The sequence below is a fragment of the Pseudomonas imperatae genome (assembly GCF_057128625.1).
In genome coordinates, this window is the sequence record NZ_JBSKHP010000036.1 from 35,447 (window position 1) to 55,165 (window position 19,719).

Consider the following 19,719-nt stretch of genomic DNA (forward strand, 5'->3'; position numbering starts at 1 on the left):
CGCTGATAGGTAAAACCAATCACGCACATCAGCTTTGCCAATGAGCGCTCAGGCGCTCACTTGGCTAGGATGAGCCCTACAAAGTTTTCACCCCCTTCGACAACCCATGGAGATTTACTGATGCCGATCATCAACAGCCAAGTCAAACCTTTCAAAGCCCAGGCTTACCACGGCGGCAAGTTCGTAGAAGTCACCGAAGCCGATCTGAAAGGCAAATGGTCTGTCGTGTTCTTCTACCCAGCCGACTTCACCTTCGTCTGCCCAACCGAACTGGGCGACCTGGCTGACAACTACGCTCAATTCAAAGACCTGGGCGTCGAGATCTACGGCGTGTCGACCGACACCCACTTCACCCATAAAGCCTGGCACGACACCTCGGAAACCATCGCCAAGATCCAGTACCCACTGATCGGCGACCCGACCCACGTCATCTCGCGCAACTTCGACGTGCTGATCGAAGAAGCCGGTATCGCTGACCGTGGCACTTTCGTGATCAACCCAGAAGGCCAGATCAAAATCGTCGAGCTGAACGACGGCGGCGTTGGCCGTGACGCTTCCGAGCTGCTGCGCAAGGTCAAGGCTGCCCAGTACGTCGCTGCCCACCCAGGCGAAGTCTGCCCGGCCAAGTGGAAAGAAGGCGAAGCCACCCTGGCTCCATCGCTGGACCTGGTCGGCAAGATCTAAGACCTCATGACGATGATGAGTGGCGTCATCGCGTAACACCATCATCGCCCTGAAAGCGCCCGGGCGAATTCGCCCGGGCGTTGTTTTTTATACCGTATTGAAAAGGAATCGCCCGCATGTTGGACGCCAATCTTAAAGCCCAGTTGAAGTCGTACCTGGAACGGGTCACCCAACCGATCGAGATCGTCGCGTCCCTTGATGACGGCGCGAAATCCCAGGAATTGCTCAACCTGCTGCGTGACATCCAGGCCCTGTCGGACAAGATCACGCTGCTGGACAACGGCAACGACGCCCGCAAGCCGTCGTTCTCGATCAACCGCCCTGGCGCGGATATCAGCCTGCGTTTCGCTGGTATCCCCATGGGCCACGAATTCACCTCGTTGGTGCTGGCCCTGCTGCAAGTGGGTGGCCACCCTTCGAAAGCGAGCGCCGAGGTCATCGAACAGATCGCCGGGCTCAAGGGTGAATTCAACTTTGAAACCTACTTCTCGCTGTCCTGCCAAAACTGCCCGGACGTGGTCCAGGCCCTGAACCTGATGGCCGTGCTCAACCCCAACGTGCGCCACGTGGCCATCGACGGCGCGTTGTTCCAGGCCGAAGTCGACGCCCGCCAGGTGATGGCGGTGCCCAGCCTGTACCTCAACGGCGAAGTGTTCGGCCAGGGCCGCATGGGCCTGGAAGAAATCCTCGCCAAGATCGACACCAGCGCCGGCGACAAGGCGGCCGAGAAGCTCAACGCCAAGGACGCCTTCGACGTGCTGGTCGTGGGCGGTGGCCCAGCCGGCTCCGCAGCGGCCATCTACGCCGCGCGCAAGGGCATCCGCACCGGTGTTGCTGCCGAGCGCTTTGGTGGCCAGGTGCTGGACACCATGGCCATCGAGAACTTTATCTCGGTGCAGCACACCGAAGGCCCGAAACTGGCCGTGGCGCTGGAAGAGCACGTCAAGGAATACGACGTGGACATCATGAACCTGCAACGCGCTGAAGCCCTGATCCCGGGCAAGGACGGCCAGCTGCATGAAGTACGCTTCGCCAGCGGCGCGAGCCTCAAGGCCAAGACCGTGATCCTGGCCACCGGCGCGCGCTGGCGCGAAATGAACGTGCCGGGCGAGCAAGAGTACCGCAACCGCGGCGTGGCCTACTGCCCGCACTGCGACGGTCCGCTGTTCAAGGGCAAGCGCGTGGCGGTGATCGGCGGCGGCAACTCCGGTGTCGAGGCGGCCATCGACCTGGCGGGCATCGTTGCCCACGTGACCCTGTTGGAGTACGACGGCCAGCTGCGCGCCGACGCCGTGTTGCAACGCAAGCTGCACAGCCTGCCCAACGTCACCGTGATCACCAGCGCCTTGACCAGCGAAGTGACCGGCGATGGCCAGAAGGTCAATGGCCTGCGCTACAAGGATCGCCAGACCAGCGAAACCCACACCGTGGAGCTGGAAGGTATCTTCGTGCAGATCGGCCTGTTGCCCAACACCGATTGGCTCAAGGGCACCATCGAGCTGTCGCCGCGTGGTGAGATCATGGTGGATGCGCGTGGGGAGACCGACCTGCCGGGTATCTTTGCGGCGGGTGACGTGACCACTGTGCCGTTCAAGCAGATCGTGATTGCGTTGGGTGAGGGGGCCAAGGCGTCGTTGGCGGCGTTTGATCACCTGATTCGGACTTCTGCGCCGGCCTGATTTTTCTGGCCAAAAAAAAGCCCGCTGACCGTAAGGTCTGCGGGCTTTTTTACATGCCGAGAGAACGCCGCGCACGGCTTTTGATCTTGATCCCGTGCGGCCTTTGACCTTGATTGTGTGCCCCATAAAGCGCCAGGGCCGACTGGAGGCGTTGGCCAAGCGGGCTGAGGCGTAGCCGAAGAAGACGGAACCGGAGGCGCTTCTATTCCGGGCCGTCGGCCGCTTGGGCGACGCCGGAGGGAGGGGACCCGCAGCGGAGCGGAGGGACCAAGCAGGGGCAAGCCTTTTTTGGTTACTTTTTGAGGCGTTTGTCAAAAAGTGACCCGGCGTAGGGCCGGAAAGGTGATTCTGCATCACCCTTGGTAATGGATATGTTCACGATATGTGGATCCCGCTTTTGAGGGTTTCGAACATATCCATTTTCGTGGTGCGACTACCGACCGTTTCGCCCTTACGGCGACTCACTTTTTTTCAAACGCCAAAAAAAGTAAGCAAAAAACGCTTGCCCCTGCTTGGGCCCTCCGCTGCGCTACGGGTCCCCTCCTTCCGGCGCCGCTCAACGGGCAGACGGCACCCGCTATAGAAGCCTGCGGGTTACCGTCTCTTCGGCCTGCGGCCTCGGCCCTTCGGGCAGCCCGTTGATCGACGCCTCCAGTCGGCCCGGGCGCTTTACGGGGCATACAATCAAGATCACAAGCAAGATCAAGATCAAGATCAAGATCAAGATCAAGAGCCAGATCAAGATCAAGATCACAAGCAGATCACAAGCAGATCACAAGCAGATCAAACGCGGCTGCGCTGCGCTGGGCAGGGCTTAGAAGTTCGGCTGGATGATCTCGACCCAGTAAGCATCCGGGTCCTTGATGAACGCAATGTTTTTCATGCGCCCATCAGTCAAACGCTTCTGGAAGTCCACGCCCAGCGCTTCAAAGCGCTCGCAGGCCGCCTGAATGTCAGGCACCGACACGCAGATGTGACCAAACCCACGCGGGTCGGTGTTGCCGTTGTGGTAGGCGAAGTCGGCGTCGTTTTCGGTGCCGTGGTTGTGGGTCAGTTCCAGGATGCCAGGCATCGACTTCATCCAGGTGTGGCGCTGGGCGTCGTCGGCGGGGATCTGGGCCTTGTCCACCAGGGCCAGGAAGTACAGGCTGAATTCGGCTTCCGGGAAGTCGCGTTTTTCCACCAGGCTGAAGCCCAGCACGCGGGTGTAGAAGTCCAGCGACTTCTCGATGTTCTTCACGCGCAGCATGGTGTGGTTGAAGACGAAGTTGCGGGTGGCGGCATCCGGTTCGGCGGTAACGCCGGGGAAGGTGTTCAAGTCGTGCAGGCTCATGGGAACTCCAGAACAGGGAATATGAATAACGGCGCCACAACCCGATTGTGCCGCCGTGGGGAGATAAGAGTTCTTGTAAGACCTGCCATGATACGCAACTGTCGCGCCCAGGCCAAATGCCAGGTGGGGAAATAGCAAATCGCAGGCAATAAGAAGCCCGCCGAAGCGGGCATTGGGGCGCTAGTCCATTAGCAGATTCCATCGTGGAAGATCCGCTGTGAAAATCCTGTGAAAAAAAATGCCCCGGCTCACCTTTCGTCAGCCGCGCAGCCAGCCTTCCACCGTGTCACGCCCGTACTGCAATTTCCACGCCTTGAGGCCACGGTGGTTGCCGCCCTTGGTCTCGATCAGCTCGCCGGTATGAGGGTTCTCGTAGACCTTGACCGCGCGAGGCCGGCGATGGGCGCGCACGTGCTGGAACGGCAGGCGTGGCTCGTTGCGAGTAGGGTCGAGAATGGCGATGACGTCACGCAGCCCCTTGCCGTACTCGAGCATCAACTCCTGCAACTTGTGCTCGAATTCAATCTCCTTTTTCAGGCCTGCATCGTTCTTCAGGGTTTCCAGCTGGGCCAGCTGGGCCTGAAGGGCTCTTTCGGCGGCGCGGAACTCGGCGAGTCTGGACACTTTTTTATTCTCCAATCATCTATTTGAACCGCTCGGGCGCCACTGGCCTTGCCACGCTGCCCGGGGGTAACTTTCACTATCAGGAAATTGATAAGTCGCTGGCTCTGCGGAAACAGAGAATAGTGGCAGGCCGTGCCGCTGTAAATGGCCTGCTTCAATGTTTTGTGCGAATAGCGAATTGATTTAGTGTGCTGCGGGAGAGGGCGAAGGGTTCATTTTGGTGCAAATGTAGGACGTCAAGTTTTGAAGTTTCCGATAACTTTGTAAGAACTTTCCTAAGGCTTTCGGAAAGTTCGCAAGAAGGTGTTAATCAATAAGTACATGCGCAACATGAAACATGGGGTTGCCCGGGGGACGGGAGCCCCCGGGGCGTGGGCAGGTCAGGGCAGCTGGCGGCGATAGGGCAAGTCCGGCCCGACCTTGGCGCAGGTGAGCGCCGCAGCCTGGGTGGCGAACTGCAGGATGGCGTTTAATTGTTCGCGGCTGAGTTGGGCAAGGCCCTGGGGCGAATCCAGCCGGTGTTCGGCCAGCCAGGCCAGCAGGGCCGCCTGGAAGGTGTCGCCGGCGCCCACGGTGTCGGCCATGGCCACGTTTTGCGCTGGCACGCTCAATTCGCCGTGCTGGCGGCTGTACAGGCTGGCGCCGTCGGCGCCGCGGGTGACGAACACCAGTTGGCAGCGTTCGTTGAGCCATTGAGCGGCAATCTCGTCGGGTGCCTGGTCCGGATACAGCAGCGCCAGGTCCTCGGCGCTGACCTTGATCAGGTGCGCCAGGCTGGCAAATTCGCCGATGCGTCGCCGCCACAGGCCGATGTCGGGTGCCGGGTTGAGGCGCACGTTGGGGTCCAGGCTGATCAGGCGCTGGTCGTGCTCGCGCCGGGCCAGGGCCAACAGGGTGCTGCCCACCGGTTCCACCACCAGCGAGAACGAGCCGAAGTGCAGGCCATGCACGCTGTCATCCAGGGCGGGCAGGTGCGCCAGGGTCAGCAGCCGGTCGGCGCAGCCCTGGCCGCGGAAGCTGTACTGCGGCGTGCCGTCACTGCCCACGGCGACCATGGCCAGGGTGGTGGGCGCGTCAAAGTCGTGCAGGTAGCGGTCGGCCACGCCTTCGCCGGCCAGCACCGTGCGCAGCCGTTGCCCCAGGAAATCCTGGGACACCCCCGCCAGCAGCGCCGCCGGCACGCCCAAACGCGCCAGGCCCACCGCCACGTTGAACGGCGAACCACCGGCCACCGCCTCGTAGCCCAGGCGCGCGGCCTGGCCGAAACGGTCTGGCTCGCAGAAGAAATCGAACAGCGCTTCGCCACATACCAGATACATGATGCCTCCCTATGAATTCACAGCGCTTCGAGGCGCTGACGATAGTGCCGGTACACCTGCTCGTAGGCCTGCACGTTGGCGGCAATGGGCTGCGCGCCCTGGGCAGGGTCCAGTTGCACGCAGCGCTGGCACAGGCTGGCCAGCTCGCCAGCGCCGTCGCACCAGGCGGCCTGGATGGCCGCGCCCAGGGCGGCGGCCTCGGTGTGCCGGGGGCAGGTGACCTCGGTGTTCATGATGTCGGCCACCATCTGCCGCCACACCGCGCTGCGTGCGCCGCCGCCGATCAGGCGGATACTGTGGCTGGCCAGGCCCCCTGCGCGCAACAGGTCCAGGCCATAGCGCAGGCCGAAGGTGGTGCCTTCCACCGCCGCGCGGCACAGGTTGGCGGCGTTCAGGTTGGCCGCGGTCAGGCCCTGCAGGCTGCCGGTGGCCAGGGGCAGGGCGGGCACGCGCTCGCCGTTGAGGAAGGGCAGCATCAGCACGCCGTCGGCGCCGATGGGGGCCATCTCGACCTGGCGGTTGAAGGCCTCGATGCTCAGCGCGAACAGCTCGCGCACGGCGCTGGTGACGTTGGTCAGGTTCATGGTGCAGATCAGCGGCAGCCAGCCACCGCTTGAGGAACAGAAGGTCGCCACCTCGGGCTCGGGGCTCACCGTGGGCTCGGCGCTGTAGGCGTACACGGTGCCGGAGGACCCCAGGCTCATGGTCACCACGCCCGGCTGGATGTTGCCGGTGCCCAGGGCGCCCATCATGTTGTCGCCGCCGCCACTGGCCACCCGCACCTGGGGGCTCAGGCCCAGGCGCCGCGCCACCTCGGGCAGCAGCGTGCCGACGCTGTCGCGCGGGCCGATCAGTTCCGGCAGCGCCTGCTGCAGGCGGCCGTCGGGGTCGATGTCGCGCAGCAGTTGCAGGTCCCACTGGCGGTTGCGCACGTCGAAATAGCCGGTACCGGAGGCATCGCCGTATTCGGCGCAGGCGCGGCCGGTGAGCCAGAAGTTCAAATAGTCATGGGGCAGCAGGATGCGCGCGATGCGGCGGAACACCTCGGGGTGTTCCTCACGGGTCCACAGCAGCTTGGAGACTGTGTAGCCGGGGGCGATGGCCACGCCCAGGCGGTCGAGCGAGCCCTGGGGGCCGCCCAGGTGGTCGAGCAGGCGCTGGTTCTGCACGGTGGATTCGGTGTCGCACCACAGCTTGGCCGGGCGCAGCACCTGGCCGCTGGCGTCCAGCAGCACCAGGCCATGCTGTTGCCCGGACACGCCCAGGCCGCGCACCTGCTGGCCGTCGACGCCGGCCTCGGCCAGGGCCTGGGCCACCGCCGTGCACAGGGCGTCCACCCACTGCGCCGGGTCCTGCTCGCGGCGGCCGTTGGCGCCACTGATCATGTCGTGGTGCGCGCTGCCCTGGCCCAGCACCTGGCCGCTGGCCGGGTCCAGCAACAGCGCCTTGGTGCCTTGGGTGCCGCAGTCGATGCCCAGGTACATAGGCTTACTCCTCGTAGCTGAGCAGGCGTTCCAGGGTCTTGTCGACCCCCAGTTGGCGCAGGTGCTTGAGCTGGTTCTCGAAGGCCGCGACGAAGGCCGCCGACTGCGGAATGGCCTTGCCGAAAATCTCCTCCACGCCCAGCAGGCGCTGGGTCAGCATCACGTCGTCGGCCACCAGCGCCTGGCAGAACTCGGCGCGCGGGTCGGGGATCTTGAAGTGCGTGCCGTTTTCATCCACGCCCTTGAGGTACAGGGCCCAGGCGGCCACCACCAGGGCGGCGCGGTCCAGCCCGGCGCCTGCCTCGATGAGCTTGTTGATCGTGGGCACGGTAAACTTGGGGAACTTCGACGAGCCGTCCGAGCACACTCGCTCCAGTTGGTCGGCGATGGCCTGGTTGCTGAAGCGCTCGATCAGCGTGTCCTTGTAGCCTTCCAGGTCGATGCCGGGCACCGAGGCCAGCTGCGGGGTCACGTCGCGGTCCATGTAGGCGCGGATGTAGCGCACAAACAGTGGATCGTTCATGGTCTCGTGGACGAAGCGGTAGCCTTTCAGGAAGCCCAGGTAGGTCAGCGCCAGGTGGCTGCCGTTGAGCAGCTTGATCTTCATTTCCTCGTAGGGGGTGACGTCGTCGGTGAATTGCACGCCGACCTTTTCCCAGGCCGGCCGACCGTTGCCGAACTTGTCTTCCAGCACCCACTGCACGAAGGGCTCGCACACCACCGGCCAGGCGTCGTCGACACCATGCTGCTCCAGCAACTGGCGCTTGTGGGCGGCGCTGGTCATGGGCGTGATGCGGTCGACCATGGCGTTGGGGAAACTCACGTGGCGGTCGATCCAGTCACGCAGGGCCGGCTCGCGCAGGTCGGCGAAGGCCAGCAGGGTCTTGCGCGCCACGGCGCCGTTGTGCGGCAGGTTATCGCAGGACATCACCGTGAAGGCCGGGGTGCCGGCGTCGCGGCGCCGGGCCAGGGCCGCGCAGAGGAAACCGAACACCGTGCGGGGCGCGTCGGGGTGGGCCAGGTCGTGCTGGATGGCCGGCAGGTGGGCCATGAACTCGCCGGTGCTGTCGTCGATGCAGTAGCCGCCTTCGGTGATGGTCAGCGAGACGATGCGAATGGCCGGGTCGGCCAGCTTGTCGATCAGCGCCTGGGGGCTGTCCTCGCCCAGCAGCATGCCGCTGATGGCGGCGATCACCCGCACTTCATGGCCAGTGCCGTCGCCCAGTTCCACCAGGGTGTAGAGCGAGTCCTGGGCCTTGAGCGCGTCGTGCATGGCGCGGTCGTCGCTGCGCAGCCCGGCGCCGCAGATGGCCCAGTCCAGGCCTTCGCCGGTGTTCATCAAGGCGTCGGTGTAAAACGCCTGGTGGGCACGGTGGAAGCCGCCCACGCCAATGTGCACGATGCCTTGGCGGGTGTCGGCGGTGGCATAGCCAGGGCGCTTGATGTGCGCCGCCAGTTTATTCAGGTTGTCGCGGGTCAGTTTCATCGCTAGGGGTCCTCGTCAGGCCGCGGCCAGCAGCGGCTTGGCCACGGCGATGCCCTGGGCATCGAACAGGTGGCAGTGGGTGGGGTCCAGGTGCAGGTTCAGGCGCTCGCCATACTGGCTGGCCAGGTCACCGCGAATACGCAAGGTCAGCGGCTCGCCGGAGTCGGTGACCACGTGGCAGAAGGTGTCGCTGCCCAGCCGCTCGCCGACATCGGCGGTCACCGCCAGGCCGGGCTGCCCCGGTTGCGCCAGTTCCAGGTGCTCGGGGCGAATGCCCAGGGTCACCTCGCTGCCCACGCTGAGGCTGGCGCTGGTGCGTGGCAGGCTGATGCGCGTGCCGGCAGCCAACTCCACTTCGCAGCCGTGGCTGTCGACGCGGCTGACGCGGCCCTTGAGGAAGCCCATTTTCGGCGTGCCGAGGAAGCCGGCGACGAACAGGTTGGCCGGGTGGTGGTACAGCTCCAGCGGCGACCCCACCTGTTCGATGCGCCCGGCGCTGAGCACCACCACCTTGTCGGCCAGGGTCATGGCTTCCACCTGGTCGTGGGTGACGTAGATCATGGTGGCCTGCAGTTCCTTGTGCAGCCGCGCCAGTTCCAGGCGCATCTGCACCCGTAGGGCGGCGTCGAGGTTGGACAGCGGTTCGTCGAACAGGAAGATCCGCGGGTTGCGCACGATGGCCCGGCCGATGGCCACGCGCTGGCGCTGGCCGCCCGACAGCTGCTTGGGCTTGCGCTCCAGCAGCGGCGCCAGTTCGAGGATGCGCGCAGCCTCGTCGACCTTGCGCTGCACCTCGGCCTTGTCGGCGCCGGCCAGGTCCAGGGCGAACGACATGTTCTTGCGTACGCTCATGTGCGGGTACAGGGCGTAGGTCTGGAACACCATGGCCAGGTCGCGCTTGGCCGGGCTGACCTGGGTGATGTCGCGGCCGTCCAGCTCGATGGTGCCGCTGGTGACTTCTTCAAGGCCGGCGATCAGGCGCAGCAGCGTGGACTTGCCGCAGCCCGAGGGGCCGACGAACACCACGAATTCCTGGTCGTTCACCTGCAGGTCGATGCCCTTGATGATGGACAGGCCCTCGAAGCCCTTTTGCAGGTTTTTTATTTTCAATGTGGCCATGACATTACTCCTGGCAGTCTGAATGTGTGGGAGCTGGCTTGCCAGCGAGCTGTTTGGGGCCTGAAAGGCTCGCTGGCAAGCCAGCTCCCACAGAGAATTCCAGCAATAGTCGGAACATCATTTGACGGCACCGAACGACAGGCCGCGCACCAGCTGCTTCTGGCTGATCCAGCCAAAAATCAGGATCGGCGCACACGCAAGCGTCGACACCGCCGACAACTTGGCCCAGAACAGCCCCTCGGGGCTTGAATAGGAGGCAATCAGCGCAGTCAGCGGCGCCGCATTGGAACTGGTCAGGTTCAACGACCAGAACGCCTCGTTCCAGCACAAAATCAACGACAGCAGCAGCGTCGAGGCGAGGCCGCCCTTGCTGATGGGTAGCAGCACCCGCACCATTTCCTGCAGCAAGGTGGCACCGTCCAGCCGCGCCGCTTCGAGGATGTCGCGCGGGATGTCCTTGAAGTAGGTGTACACCATCCACACCACGATCGGCAGGTTGATCAGGGTGTAGATCACGATCAGCACCAGCTTGCTGTCCAGCAGGCCGAAACCCTTGGCCAGCAGGTAGATGGGCATCAGCACGCCCACCGGCGGCAGCATCTTGGTGGACAGCATCCACAGCAGCGTCTGCTTGGTGCGCTTGGTCTCGTAGAAGGCCATGGAGTAGGCCGCCGGCACCGCGATCAGCATGCACAACAGGGTGGCGCTGAAGGAAATCAGCACCGAGTTCCCGGCGAAGTGGAAGTAGTCACTGCGCTCCTGGATGTGGATGTAGTTCTCCAGCGTCGGCGTGAAGATGAACTGCGGCGGCGTGGCGAAGGCGTCGATCTCGGTCTTGAAGCTGGTCAGCACCATCCAGAAGATGGGGAAGAACAGCAGCAGGGCGATGGCCCAGGCCAGCAGGCCCAGCAGCACGCTTTGCAGGCGCCGGTGTTGCTTGAGTGTGAGGGTCATGGCGCGGGCCTCAAGGCTGGTCGGTAAGATTTTTGCCGATCATCCGCACCAGGATGATGGCGGCGATGTTGGCGATCACCACGGCGATCAAGCCACCGGCCGAGGCCATGCCCACGTCGAACTGCACCAGGGCCTGGTTGTAGATCAGGTAGGCGAGGTTGGTGGAGGCAAAGCCCGGGCCGCCGTTGGTGGTGGTGAAGATCTCGGCGAACACCGACAGCAGGAAGATGGTCTCGATCATCACCACCACCGCAATCGGCCGGGCCAGGTGCGGCAGGGTCAGGTGCCAGAAAATCGCGATGGGCCCGGCACCGTCCAGGCGCGCGGCCTCTTTCTGTTCCTGGTCCAGGGACTGCATGGCGGTCATCAGCAGCAGGATGGCGAACGGCAGCCACTGCCAGCTGACAATGATGATGATCGACAGCAGCGGGTAGTTGGCCAGCCAGTCTATGGGCTGCGCGCCGAAGTACCGCCACAGGTCGGCGAGGATGCCCGACACCGGGTGGAAGATCAGGTTCTTGAACACCAGCGCGCCCACCGTGGGCATGATGAAGAACGGCGAGATCAACAGCACCCGCACGATGCCGCGGCCGAAAAACTCGCTGGCCTCCAGCAGCGCGGCAATCAGCACGCCCAGCACCACGCTGATCAGCAGCACGCTGCCTACCAGCAACAGGGTGTTGGTCATGCCGGGGATAAAGCCCTCGTCGGTGAAGAAGAACTGGAAGTTGCCCAGGCCGGTGAAGGTCTTCTCGCCGCCGTCCAGCAGGTTGTAGCGCATCAGCGAGAAGTAGACGGTCATGGCCAGCGGCACGATCATCCACAACAGTAGCAGCGCTACCGAAGGGGTGACCAGGAACCAGCCGGGGTTGTTCAGGCGGCGCTTGCCCAGGTCTTGATGGGCCTGGGACTGCGCCTTGGCAGTGGACGTGCTCATGATAGGTACCTTGAAAGGCTGGCCAGCCCCGGGGCAGGGCTGGCCATCGCAGGCCGGTGGCTGGGGGCGCTACTTGGGATAGCCCGCGCGCTTCATTTCACGCTCGGTGGTCGACTGTGCGTCGGCCAGGGCTTTCTCCACCGTGCTGGTGCCCACCAGGGCGCCGGCGAACAGCTTGCCCACCTGGGTGCCGATGCCCTGGAATTCAGGGATGGTCACCAACTGGATGCCCACGTAGGGCACGGGCTTGGCCGACGGGCTTTTCGGGTCCACGGTCTTCAGCGATTCCAGGGTGATCTTCGCGAACGGCGCAGCCTTCATGTAGGCATCGCTGTAGGTGGAGGCGCGGGTGCCTGGCGGCACGTTGCTGATGCCGTCCTTGTCGGCCACAAGCTTGGCGTAGGCCTGGGAGGTGGCCCACTGGGTGAAGGTGCTGGCGGCGTCCTTGGCCTTGGAGCTGGTGGGAATGGCCAGCGCCCAGGAATACAGCCAGGCCGAGCCCTTGTCGGTTTTCTCGTGCGGCGCGTAGGTGAAGCCGACGTTGTCGGCGACCTTGCTCTGGCTCTTGTCGGTGACAAACGAGCCGGCCACGGTGGCGTCGACCCACATGGCGCACTTGCCGCTGTTGAACAGCGCCAGGTTCTCGTTGAAGCCGTTGCTGGAGGCGCCGGGCGGCCCGTACTTCTTCATGGTGTCGACGTAGAAGGTCAGCGCGCCGGTCCATTCCGGGCCGGTGAATTCAGGCTGCCATTTCTCGTCGAACCAGCGCCCGCCCCAACTGTTGGCCAGGGTGGTGATCAGCGCCATGTTCTCGCCCCAGCCGGCCTTGCCGCGCAGGCAGATGCCGTACTGGCCCTGGTCGGGCTTGTTGAGCTTGGCGGCAAACTCGCCCATCTGCGTCCAGGTGGGGTGCTCGGGCATGGTCAGCCCGGCGGCCTTGAACAGGTCGGTGCGGTAGTAGGTCATCGAGCTTTCGGCGTAGAAGGGCAGGGCGTACAGCGTGCCCTTCACCGAGAGGCCGTCGCGCACCGAGGGGAACACGTCGTCCAGGTTGTAGTCGGCAGGCAGGTCCTTCATCGGTTCCAGCCAGCCCTTGGCGCCCCACAGTGCCGCTTCGTACATGCCAATGGTCAGCACGTCGAACTGGCCACCCTGGGTGGCAATGTCAGTGGTCAGGCGTTGGCGCAGCACGTTTTCTTCCAGCACCACCCATTTGAGCTTGATGTCGGGGTGCTGTTCCTCGAAGGTTTTCGACAGCCGCTGCATGCGGATCATGTCGCTGTTGTTGACGGTGGCGATGGTCAGCGTCTGGTCGGCGTGGGCCGTGACGCAGAGCCCCAGCAGGGCGGCGAGGCTGGCGCGGGCAAGCAGGATTCTGGGCGTCGACATTACACACTCCTCTTCGGTGCCCGGTGGGCACGAAGCCTGGTTATTGTTGTTGTGTCTTCCTGAAGCGTGGGAAGCAGCTGGGATTGATTACAGACCCAAAATGGGTTGGTTACAAATCCTTGGAGGCAGTGGCGTCTGTACTATTTTGCACTTGGCGCGAGGTTTGTTGGGTTCTTGAGATCGAGCGCCGCCCGCGCGGCGCATCGCGACCAAGGTCGGCTCCTACGTCTGTTTCGGGCCAGTTTTGTTTGTGGGATCGCCGCGACCGCCTTGTTGGTGGCACCACAAATCGGCAGTGAAGAACCAGGGCGGACAAGGCGATGGTCCTGGCGTGATTGGCCCGAAACAGACGGTAGGAGCCGACCTTGGTCGCGATGCGCCGCGCGGGCGGCGCTCGATTTCATGAGCGCGAAAAAACCCAAGGCATGCCCATCGAAACCAACACGCTCTCAAGCCCCCAGGTTCTGCTCGGTCAGGCGCTGCACTGCCAGGCGCCGGTAATGGCTGGGGGTCATGCCCTTGAGCTGCTGGAAGCGGCGGTTGAAGTTGGAGATGTTGTTGAAGCCCGACTCGAAGCACACGTCGGTCACCGGCTTGTCGCCATCGGCCAGCAGCTCGCAGGACTTGCTGATGCGCAGGCGGTTGACGAATTCCACGAAGCAGCGCCCGGTGGCCTGCTTGAACACCCGGGAGAAATACGTGGGCTTCATGCCCAGGTACTGCGCCACTTCCTCCAGCGGCAGCTCGCGGCCGTAGTGGCTGAAGATATAGTCAACCGCGCGGTTGGTGCGGTCGATGCTGTGTTCGTCGGCCAGCTGCGGCGAGTTGCCGTCCGACAGCAGCTGGTAGTCCTCGCAGGCGGCCAGCAGCTCCATCAGGATCAGGAAGTGCCCCAGGCGGCTCACGCCACGGCTGTCGGCGATGCGCTGCATCAATTCGGTGGCCTGGGCCAGGGTGTGCGGGCAACGGAACTCGATGCCGTGGCGGGCGCGCTCCAGCAGCGGGCCCAGGGTTTTCAGCTCGCTGAACACCGGCAGGGCACTGTCGAACAGCTCATCGGTGAAATTCACCAGCATGTCGCGCTTTTCCACCACCTGGTCGGGCTCCACCTGGCTGATCCAGTTGTGGGGCAGGTTGGGGCCGGTGAGAAACAGGCTATTGGCGGTGAAATTGCCGATGTAGTCGCCGATGAACACCTTGCCGGCGCTGGCGACGATCAGGTGCAGCTCGTATTCCTTGTGGAAGTGCCAGCGCACCAGCGGGCAGGGGAAGCCGTGCTGGCGGTAGATGATCGACAGGCCTTCGTGATCGTCCATCAGCTCGTAGGACGGATCGGTGATTCTGCTGGGTCGGGTCATGCCTTGGCCGCTTATTGTTGTTTGCCAGGGGCTGCCAGAGTAATCAAACCGCTGCGGGCGGCGCAATGGCCGGTCAGCCGGCCGGGTCGCTGCCGGTACGCTGGATATAGGCCAGGGCGTCCTCGGCCAGGCGGATGGACTCGTTCACCGGCTCGTGGTTGCGCAGGCGCACGGCGGTGGCCAGCGCCTCGATGACCGCCACCAGGGCCACCTTGGAGTTGCGCAGTACCGGGTGCTGGGGCGAGGCGTACAGGCAGTGGTCGGCGATGTCCACCAGGGGCGAGGCGGGCGAGTCGGTAATGGCCAGCACTGTGGCGCCGCGGCCCACGGCGTATTGGGCCATGCGCAGGGTGTCGCGGGTATAGGGCGGCAAGGCCAGGGTCAGCAGCACGTCGCCTTCGCTGATGGTGGCCAGACGGTAGGTGGCGTTTTCGCTGCCGCCTTCCATGTTCAGGGTGATCACGTGGGCGCAATGGGGAATCAGGCAACTGGCCGCCAGCCCGGCCAGGTAGTGGCTGTTGCCGAAGCCCAGGATATACAGGTTGGTGGCCTGGCTGATGGCCGTCACCAGGGCCTCGAACTGCGCATCGTCGTTGGCGTTGAGCACGGCCTCCAGGTTGCCGTTGCTCAGGCGCACCTGCTGGCTCAGGTCAAAGCCGCGCTCGGGGTGGTGGGCCACCTCGTGCTGCACCAGGTCGGCCGGCGACACCAGTTGCAGCAAATGCCGCACCAGGGCCTCGCGCATGCCGGTAAAGCCGTTGTAGCCCATGTGGTTGGCCAGGCGGTTGACCGCGGCCGTGGAGGTATGGGCGCCTTCGGCCATGCGCTCGATGTTCAGGGTCGGCGACAGCCAGGGGGTCTGCAAAATGAAATACGCGACCTTGAACAGCGCGGTCTGTTTTTCCTCGCTGGCGCCACCGCGGTGTCGCAACTGCTCCGCCACCAGGATGACCTGTTGCATGAAAGGGGTGTTGTAGACCTTGTGCGACAGGTCGGGTGGGTTGATGTCCGTCATGGTGGCAGCGTCCCTGGGGGTAGGAGGAGCGACAGGCGTTTTGGATTATTCCGAAAGTGTAGGCGGGTTTTGAAAACTCGGATCCAACTTTCAAGAAAATCGTTTGCGTGCCGATTACCCTTTTAGACGCTGCCGGCAGATCAACTCAGGGCTGGGCGAGCACGGCCTTGACCTTGTCGCGCAGCTGGTCGATGGAGAAGGGCTTGCCGATCATGTGCATGCCAGCGGGCAGGTCGATGTTTTCGGCGTAGCCGCTGGCGAACAACACGGGCAGGGCGGTGCGCAGCTCGCGGGCTTGTTTGGCCAGCGCCGTGCCTTCCATGTCCGGCAGGCCCTGGTCGGTCATCATCAGGTGAATGACGTTGTCCTGGCGCAAAATCGTCAGCGCCGCCTCGGCATCGGCGGCCTCGAGCACCTGGTACTCCAGCTCCTCCAGCACATCGACGATCAGCATGCGCACGATGTCGTCGTCCTCGACGACAAGAATGGTTGGGGCGGCGGCGTTTGACATTGGAGCAGTCCTGGGCGGTGACGGAAAAGGCAGGGCGCGGCAGGCGCCGCCAGTCTTTAATGAGTAAGCAGGGGCGCCGGCAAGTTCCGTGCAACGGTTACCAAAACGCAAAAACAGTGGCACAAGGATACCGGCGTGCCACTCATATGCAAAATAATCCCGCATTTGCTGGCCAAAACCGTTGTCGCCTTCTAGAAAGCGTAAGAGAACATGGAAAGTTCCGTGCGAAATTTCTCATGTGATGCGGGAATATTTGGATCTTCTACGTGGAATTCCGGCAAACTCTGCCGTTTTACCACCTCACCAGGGACGCAAGGGACATGAGCAAACCCTCCAGCATCGATGAGCAGAGCTTTCGCAAGCTGCTGACCCGCAACGTCAGCCTGCCCCTGGGCGTGGGCCTGCTGAGCGGCGTGGTGTTCGTCAGCATCATCGGCTACCTGATGAACACCATCGATTGGGTGGAACACACCGACCGGGTCATCAATAACGCCAACGAAATCGCCAAGCTGTCCATCGACATGGAAACCGGCATGCGCGGCTACCTGTTGACCGGCAAGGAAGACTACCTGGACCCCTTCGAGCTGGCCAAGCCGCGCCTTGCCGCCGAAGTGCCGGCGCTCAAGGAACTGGTGGCCGACAACTCCGCCCAGGTCGACCGCCTGACCCGCGTCGCGGCGCTGCAGAAGGAGTGGATGAACTACTCCCAATCCATGATCGACATGAAGCGCAGCACCGGCGACTACTCCTCGGTGGTGCAGACCGGCCGCGGCAAGCGCCTGACCGATGCGGTGCGCGGTGAGTTCGACGACTTCCTGGCCATGGAGCACAACCTGCGCCAGCAGCGCAGCGAGGACGTGTCGCACACCATCACGATGTCGATCACCCTCTACATCGTGTTCCTGGTGCTGATCAGCGCCGTGCTGGCCTATTTCGGCCGCCGCGACATGCTCACCCTGTCCACCACCTACGCGGAAAACCTCGACGCCCAGCGCCGCAGCGCCGAACGCCTGGAAGGCCAGGCCTGGCTGCGCACCGGGCAGACCCAACTGGCCGAGCAGGTGCTGGGGCAACTGACCCTGCAAATGCTGGGGCGCAATGTGCTGCAGTTCTTCGCCAACTACCTGGGCAGCGTGGTGGCTGCGGTGTACGTGCGCGAGGAGCACGGCAGCCTGCGCCGCGTGGCCAGCTATGGCTTCTCCCGCGAGCAGGAGAACCGCGACCAGGTCATCATCAACGGCGAGGGCGTGATTGGCCAGGTGGCCCAGACCGGGCGCCTGATGCGCCTGGACGAGGTGCCCCAGGACTACTTCAAGTTCACCTCCGGCCTGGGCGAGGGCCTGCCGCACAGCGTGCTGATCGTGCCCACCCACAATGACGACGGTATCAATGGCGTGGTGGAGCTGGGCTTCCTGCGCCCCCTGAGCGACCGCGACGTGGAACTGCTGGAGCTGCTGGCCAGCAACATGGGCACCTCCATCGAGGCTGCGCGCTACCGCCAGCGCCTGCAGGAAGTGCTGGCCGAGACCCAGCAGCTCAACGAAGAGCTGCAAGTGCAGCAGGAAGAGCTGAAAACCGCCAACGAAGAGCTGGAGGAACAGTCGCGGGTGCTCAAGGAGTCCCAGGCGCACCTGGAGACCCAGCAGGCGGAACTGGAGCAGACCAACGAACAGCTGGCCGAGCGCACCGACGCCCTGGCCGAGCAGCGCGACGCCCTGGACGCCAAGAACCTGGAGCTCAACCGCGCGCAAGTGGAGCTGGAAGAGCGCGCCGAGGAGCTGCAGCGCTCCAGCAAGTACAAATCCGAATTCCTCGCCAACATGTCCCACGAGCTGCGCACGCCGCTCAACAGCTCGCTGATCCTGGCCAAGCTGCTGTCGGAGAACGCCGAGGAGAACCTCACCGGCGAGCAGGTCAAGTTCGCCGAGTCGATCTATTCCGCAGGCAACGACCTGCTGAACCTGATCAACGACATCCTCGACATTTCCAAGGTGGAAGCCGGCAAGCTCGACGTGCGCCCGGAGAACACCAGCACCGCACGCCTGGTGGACGGCCTGCGGACGATGTTCGAACCGCTGGCCGCCGACAAGCGCCTGGACTTCTCGGTGGAGCTGCTGGATGGCGCGCCGCCCATGCTGTTCACCGACCGCCAGCGCGTGGAGCAGATCCTCAAGAACCTGCTGTCCAACGCCCTGAAATTCACCGAGCAGGGCCAGGTGACCCTCACCGTGGCGCCGCAGCCGGACAACGGCATTGCCTTCCACGTGCGCGACACCGGCATTGGCGTGGCCACCGACCAGCAGCAGGCCATTTTCGAGGCTTTCCGCCAGGCCGACGGCACCACCAACCGCCGCTACGGCGGCACCGGCCTGGGCCTGTCGATTTCCCGCGACCTGGCCAACCTGCTGGGCGGCTACATCAGCGTCAGCAGCACCCTGGGCAAGGGCAGCGAGTTCACCCTGGTGCTGCCGCAACGCTACGAGGAAATGGAGCGCGACGAGGTGCACCCCGCGCCCACCGTCATTCCCGCGCCCCAGGGCGCCGCCAGCGAGCCTGCACCGGTGCTGGTGCCGGACGTGGTGATCGCGCGCTTCCCCGACGACCGCGAGAAAGGCCCGTTCGAGCGCCGCTGCATCCTGGTGATCGAGGACGAGCCGAACTTTGCGCGCATCCTCTTCGACCTGGCCCATGAACTGAACTACCACTGCCTGGTGGCCCACGGCGCCGACGAGGGCTTCAACCTGGCGGCGCAGTTCGTGCCCGACGCCATCCTGCTGGATATGCGCCTGCCCGACCATTCCGGCCTGACCGTGCTGCAGCGCCTCAAGGAACTGCCGGCGACCCGCCACATCCCGGTGCACGTGATCTCCGTGGAAGACCGCGTAGAGGCGGCCATGCACATGGGCGCCGTGGGCTACGCGGTGAAGCCCACCACCCGCGACGAGCTCAAGGACGTGTTCGCCCGCCTGGAAGCCAAGCTCACCCAGAAGCTCAAGCGTATCCTGCTGGTGGAAGACGACGACCTGCAGCGCGAGAGCATCGCCCGCCTGATCGGCGACGAGGACATCGAGATCACCGCCGTGGGCTTCGCCCAGGAGGCCCTGGACCTGCTGCGCGACAACGTCTACGACTGCATGATCATCGACCTCAAGCTGCCGGACATGCTCGGCAATGACCTGCTCAAGCGCATGTCCACCGAGGAAATCTGCGCCTTCCCGCCGGTGATCGTCTACACCGGCCGCAACATGACCCGCGACGAAGAGGCCGAGCTGCTCAAGTACTCGCGCTCCATCATCATCAAGGGCGCGCGCTCGCCAGAGCGGTTGCTGGACGAAGTGACATTATTTCTGCACAAAGTCGAATCCCAGCTGTCCCAGGAAAGACAGAAGATGCTCAAGACCGCGCGCAGCCGCGACAAGGTCTTCGAGGGCCGCAAGATCCTGGTGGTGGACGACGACGTACGCAACATTTTCGCCCTCACCAGTGCCCTGGAGCACAAGGGTGCGATCGTCGAAATCGGTCGCAACGGCCGCGAGGCCATCGACAAACTCAATGACGTGGAAGACATCGACCTGGTGCTGATGGACGTGATGATGCCGGAGATGGACGGCTACGAGGCCACCCGCGAGATCCGCAAGGACACGCGCTGGCGCAAGCTGCCGATCATCGCCGTGACCGCCAAGGCCATGAAGGACGACCAGGAGCGCTGCCTGCAGGCCGGCGCCAACGACTACCTGGCCAAGCCCATCGACCTGGACCGGCTGTTTTCCCTGATACGCGTGTGGTTGCCACAGCTGGAGCGCATTTAGTGCCACGAACCGTTAACC

At 63.9% G+C, this 19,719-nt stretch carries 15 protein-coding genes; 3 read left to right on the forward strand and 12 right to left on the reverse strand.

Features of this window, described 5'->3' with window-relative positions; translation table 11 throughout:
* The first annotated feature begins 120 nt into the window (after positions 1-120).
* Together ahpC and ahpF are read left to right on the forward strand one after the other, a co-directional pair.
* Positions 121-684, forward strand: coding sequence for an alkyl hydroperoxide reductase subunit C (ahpC, locus tag ACWKWX_RS29890; protein ID WP_027977611.1), 564 nt, complete (start codon positions 121-123; stop codon positions 682-684).
* Between the two features lie 116 nt (positions 685-800).
* Positions 801-2,363 (forward strand): alkyl hydroperoxide reductase subunit F, encoded by a 1,563-nt coding sequence (gene ahpF, locus ACWKWX_RS29895; protein ID WP_416424777.1) that lies wholly within the window; start codon positions 801-803, stop codon positions 2,361-2,363.
* 814 nt (positions 2,364-3,177) lie between these two features.
* On the opposite strand, the gene gloA is transcribed toward ahpF, so the two are convergent.
* From gloA to ACWKWX_RS29955, 12 genes are all read right to left on the reverse strand, one after another.
* Positions 3,178-3,696 carry a lactoylglutathione lyase gene (gloA, locus tag ACWKWX_RS29900; RefSeq protein ID WP_416424776.1) on the reverse strand — a complete coding sequence of 173 codons (519 nt, stop codon included), beginning with the start codon at positions 3,694-3,696 and terminating at the stop codon, positions 3,178-3,180.
* A 258-nt stretch (positions 3,697-3,954) separates the two neighbouring features.
* Positions 3,955-4,320, reverse strand: a complete 366-nt coding sequence (locus ACWKWX_RS29905) for a histone-like nucleoid-structuring protein, MvaT/MvaU family (protein ID WP_416424775.1) — start codon at positions 4,318-4,320, stop codon at positions 3,955-3,957.
* Positions 4,321-4,700: 380 nt separating this feature from the next.
* Complete coding sequence (locus ACWKWX_RS29910) at positions 4,701-5,639, reverse strand: carbohydrate kinase family protein (RefSeq protein WP_483829634.1); 939 nt, start codon at positions 5,637-5,639, stop codon at positions 4,701-4,703.
* A 17-nt stretch (positions 5,640-5,656) separates the two neighbouring features.
* On the reverse strand, positions 5,657-7,123 hold the full coding sequence (gene xylB / locus ACWKWX_RS29915) for a xylulokinase (protein ID WP_483829635.1): 1,467 nt from the start codon (positions 7,121-7,123) through the stop codon (positions 5,657-5,659).
* A 4-nt stretch (positions 7,124-7,127) separates the two neighbouring features.
* Complete coding sequence (locus ACWKWX_RS29920; RefSeq protein WP_483829636.1) at positions 7,128-8,609, reverse strand: mannitol dehydrogenase family protein; 1,482 nt, start codon at positions 8,607-8,609, stop codon at positions 7,128-7,130.
* 15 nt (positions 8,610-8,624) lie between these two features.
* Positions 8,625-9,728 carry an ABC transporter ATP-binding protein gene (locus ACWKWX_RS29925; protein ID WP_483829637.1) on the reverse strand — a complete coding sequence of 368 codons (1,104 nt, stop codon included), beginning with the start codon at positions 9,726-9,728 and terminating at the stop codon, positions 8,625-8,627.
* A 117-nt stretch (positions 9,729-9,845) separates the two neighbouring features.
* Complete coding sequence (locus tag ACWKWX_RS29930; RefSeq protein ID WP_416424770.1) at positions 9,846-10,682, reverse strand: carbohydrate ABC transporter permease; 837 nt, start codon at positions 10,680-10,682, stop codon at positions 9,846-9,848.
* Between the two features lie 10 nt (positions 10,683-10,692).
* The gene (locus ACWKWX_RS29935; protein WP_473002635.1) at positions 10,693-11,619 is read right to left on the reverse strand and encodes a carbohydrate ABC transporter permease; all 927 of its coding nucleotides are present in this window, start codon (positions 11,617-11,619) and stop codon (positions 10,693-10,695) included.
* Between the two features lie 69 nt (positions 11,620-11,688).
* On the reverse strand, positions 11,689-13,008 hold the full coding sequence (locus ACWKWX_RS29940; RefSeq protein WP_473002634.1) for an ABC transporter substrate-binding protein: 1,320 nt from the start codon (positions 13,006-13,008) through the stop codon (positions 11,689-11,691).
* A 449-nt stretch (positions 13,009-13,457) separates the two neighbouring features.
* Entirely contained in the window at positions 13,458-14,366 is a 909-nt protein-coding gene (locus ACWKWX_RS29945; protein WP_416424767.1) for an AraC family transcriptional regulator, read from the reverse strand.
* 73 nt (positions 14,367-14,439) lie between these two features.
* Entirely contained in the window at positions 14,440-15,381 is a 942-nt protein-coding gene (locus ACWKWX_RS29950; protein ID WP_483829638.1) for a MurR/RpiR family transcriptional regulator, read from the reverse strand.
* Positions 15,382-15,526: 145 nt separating this feature from the next.
* On the reverse strand, positions 15,527-15,892 hold the full coding sequence (locus ACWKWX_RS29955) for a response regulator (RefSeq protein WP_416424765.1): 366 nt from the start codon (positions 15,890-15,892) through the stop codon (positions 15,527-15,529).
* A gap of 320 nt (positions 15,893-16,212) precedes the next feature.
* On the opposite strand from ACWKWX_RS29955, the gene ACWKWX_RS29960 reads away from it, so the two are divergent.
* The gene (locus ACWKWX_RS29960; RefSeq protein ID WP_416424764.1) at positions 16,213-19,701 is read left to right on the forward strand and encodes a response regulator; all 3,489 of its coding nucleotides are present in this window, start codon (positions 16,213-16,215) and stop codon (positions 19,699-19,701) included.
* Positions 19,702-19,719 lie beyond the last annotated feature (18 nt).

Bases quoted from the DNA above. Each gene is read 5' to 3' on its own strand.
- ahpC (WP_027977611.1), top strand. From the start codon at position 121: ATGCCGATCATCAACAGCCAAGTCAAACCTTTCAAAGCCCAGGCTTAC.
- ahpF (WP_416424777.1), top strand. From the start codon at position 801: ATGTTGGACGCCAATCTTAAAGCCCAGTTGAAGTCGTACCTGGAACGG.
- gloA (WP_416424776.1), bottom strand. From the start codon at position 3,696: ATGAGCCTGCACGACTTGAACACCTTCCCCGGCGTTACCGCCGAACCG.
- ACWKWX_RS29910 (WP_483829634.1), bottom strand. From the start codon at position 5,639: ATGTATCTGGTATGTGGCGAAGCGCTGTTCGATTTCTTCTGCGAGCCA.
- xylB (WP_483829635.1), bottom strand. From the start codon at position 7,123: ATGTACCTGGGCATCGACTGCGGCACCCAAGGCACCAAGGCGCTGTTG.
- ACWKWX_RS29920 (WP_483829636.1), bottom strand. From the start codon at position 8,609: ATGAAACTGACCCGCGACAACCTGAATAAACTGGCGGCGCACATCAAG.
- ACWKWX_RS29925 (WP_483829637.1), bottom strand. From the start codon at position 9,728: ATGGCCACATTGAAAATAAAAAACCTGCAAAAGGGCTTCGAGGGCCTG.
- ACWKWX_RS29930 (WP_416424770.1), bottom strand. From the start codon at position 10,682: ATGACCCTCACACTCAAGCAACACCGGCGCCTGCAAAGCGTGCTGCTG.
- ACWKWX_RS29935 (WP_473002635.1), bottom strand. From the start codon at position 11,619: ATGAGCACGTCCACTGCCAAGGCGCAGTCCCAGGCCCATCAAGACCTG.
- ACWKWX_RS29940 (WP_473002634.1), bottom strand. From the start codon at position 13,008: ATGTCGACGCCCAGAATCCTGCTTGCCCGCGCCAGCCTCGCCGCCCTG.
- ACWKWX_RS29945 (WP_416424767.1), bottom strand. From the start codon at position 14,366: ATGACCCGACCCAGCAGAATCACCGATCCGTCCTACGAGCTGATGGAC.
- ACWKWX_RS29950 (WP_483829638.1), bottom strand. From the start codon at position 15,381: ATGACGGACATCAACCCACCCGACCTGTCGCACAAGGTCTACAACACC.
- ACWKWX_RS29955 (WP_416424765.1), bottom strand. From the start codon at position 15,892: ATGTCAAACGCCGCCGCCCCAACCATTCTTGTCGTCGAGGACGACGAC.
- ACWKWX_RS29960 (WP_416424764.1), top strand. From the start codon at position 16,213: ATGAGCAAACCCTCCAGCATCGATGAGCAGAGCTTTCGCAAGCTGCTG.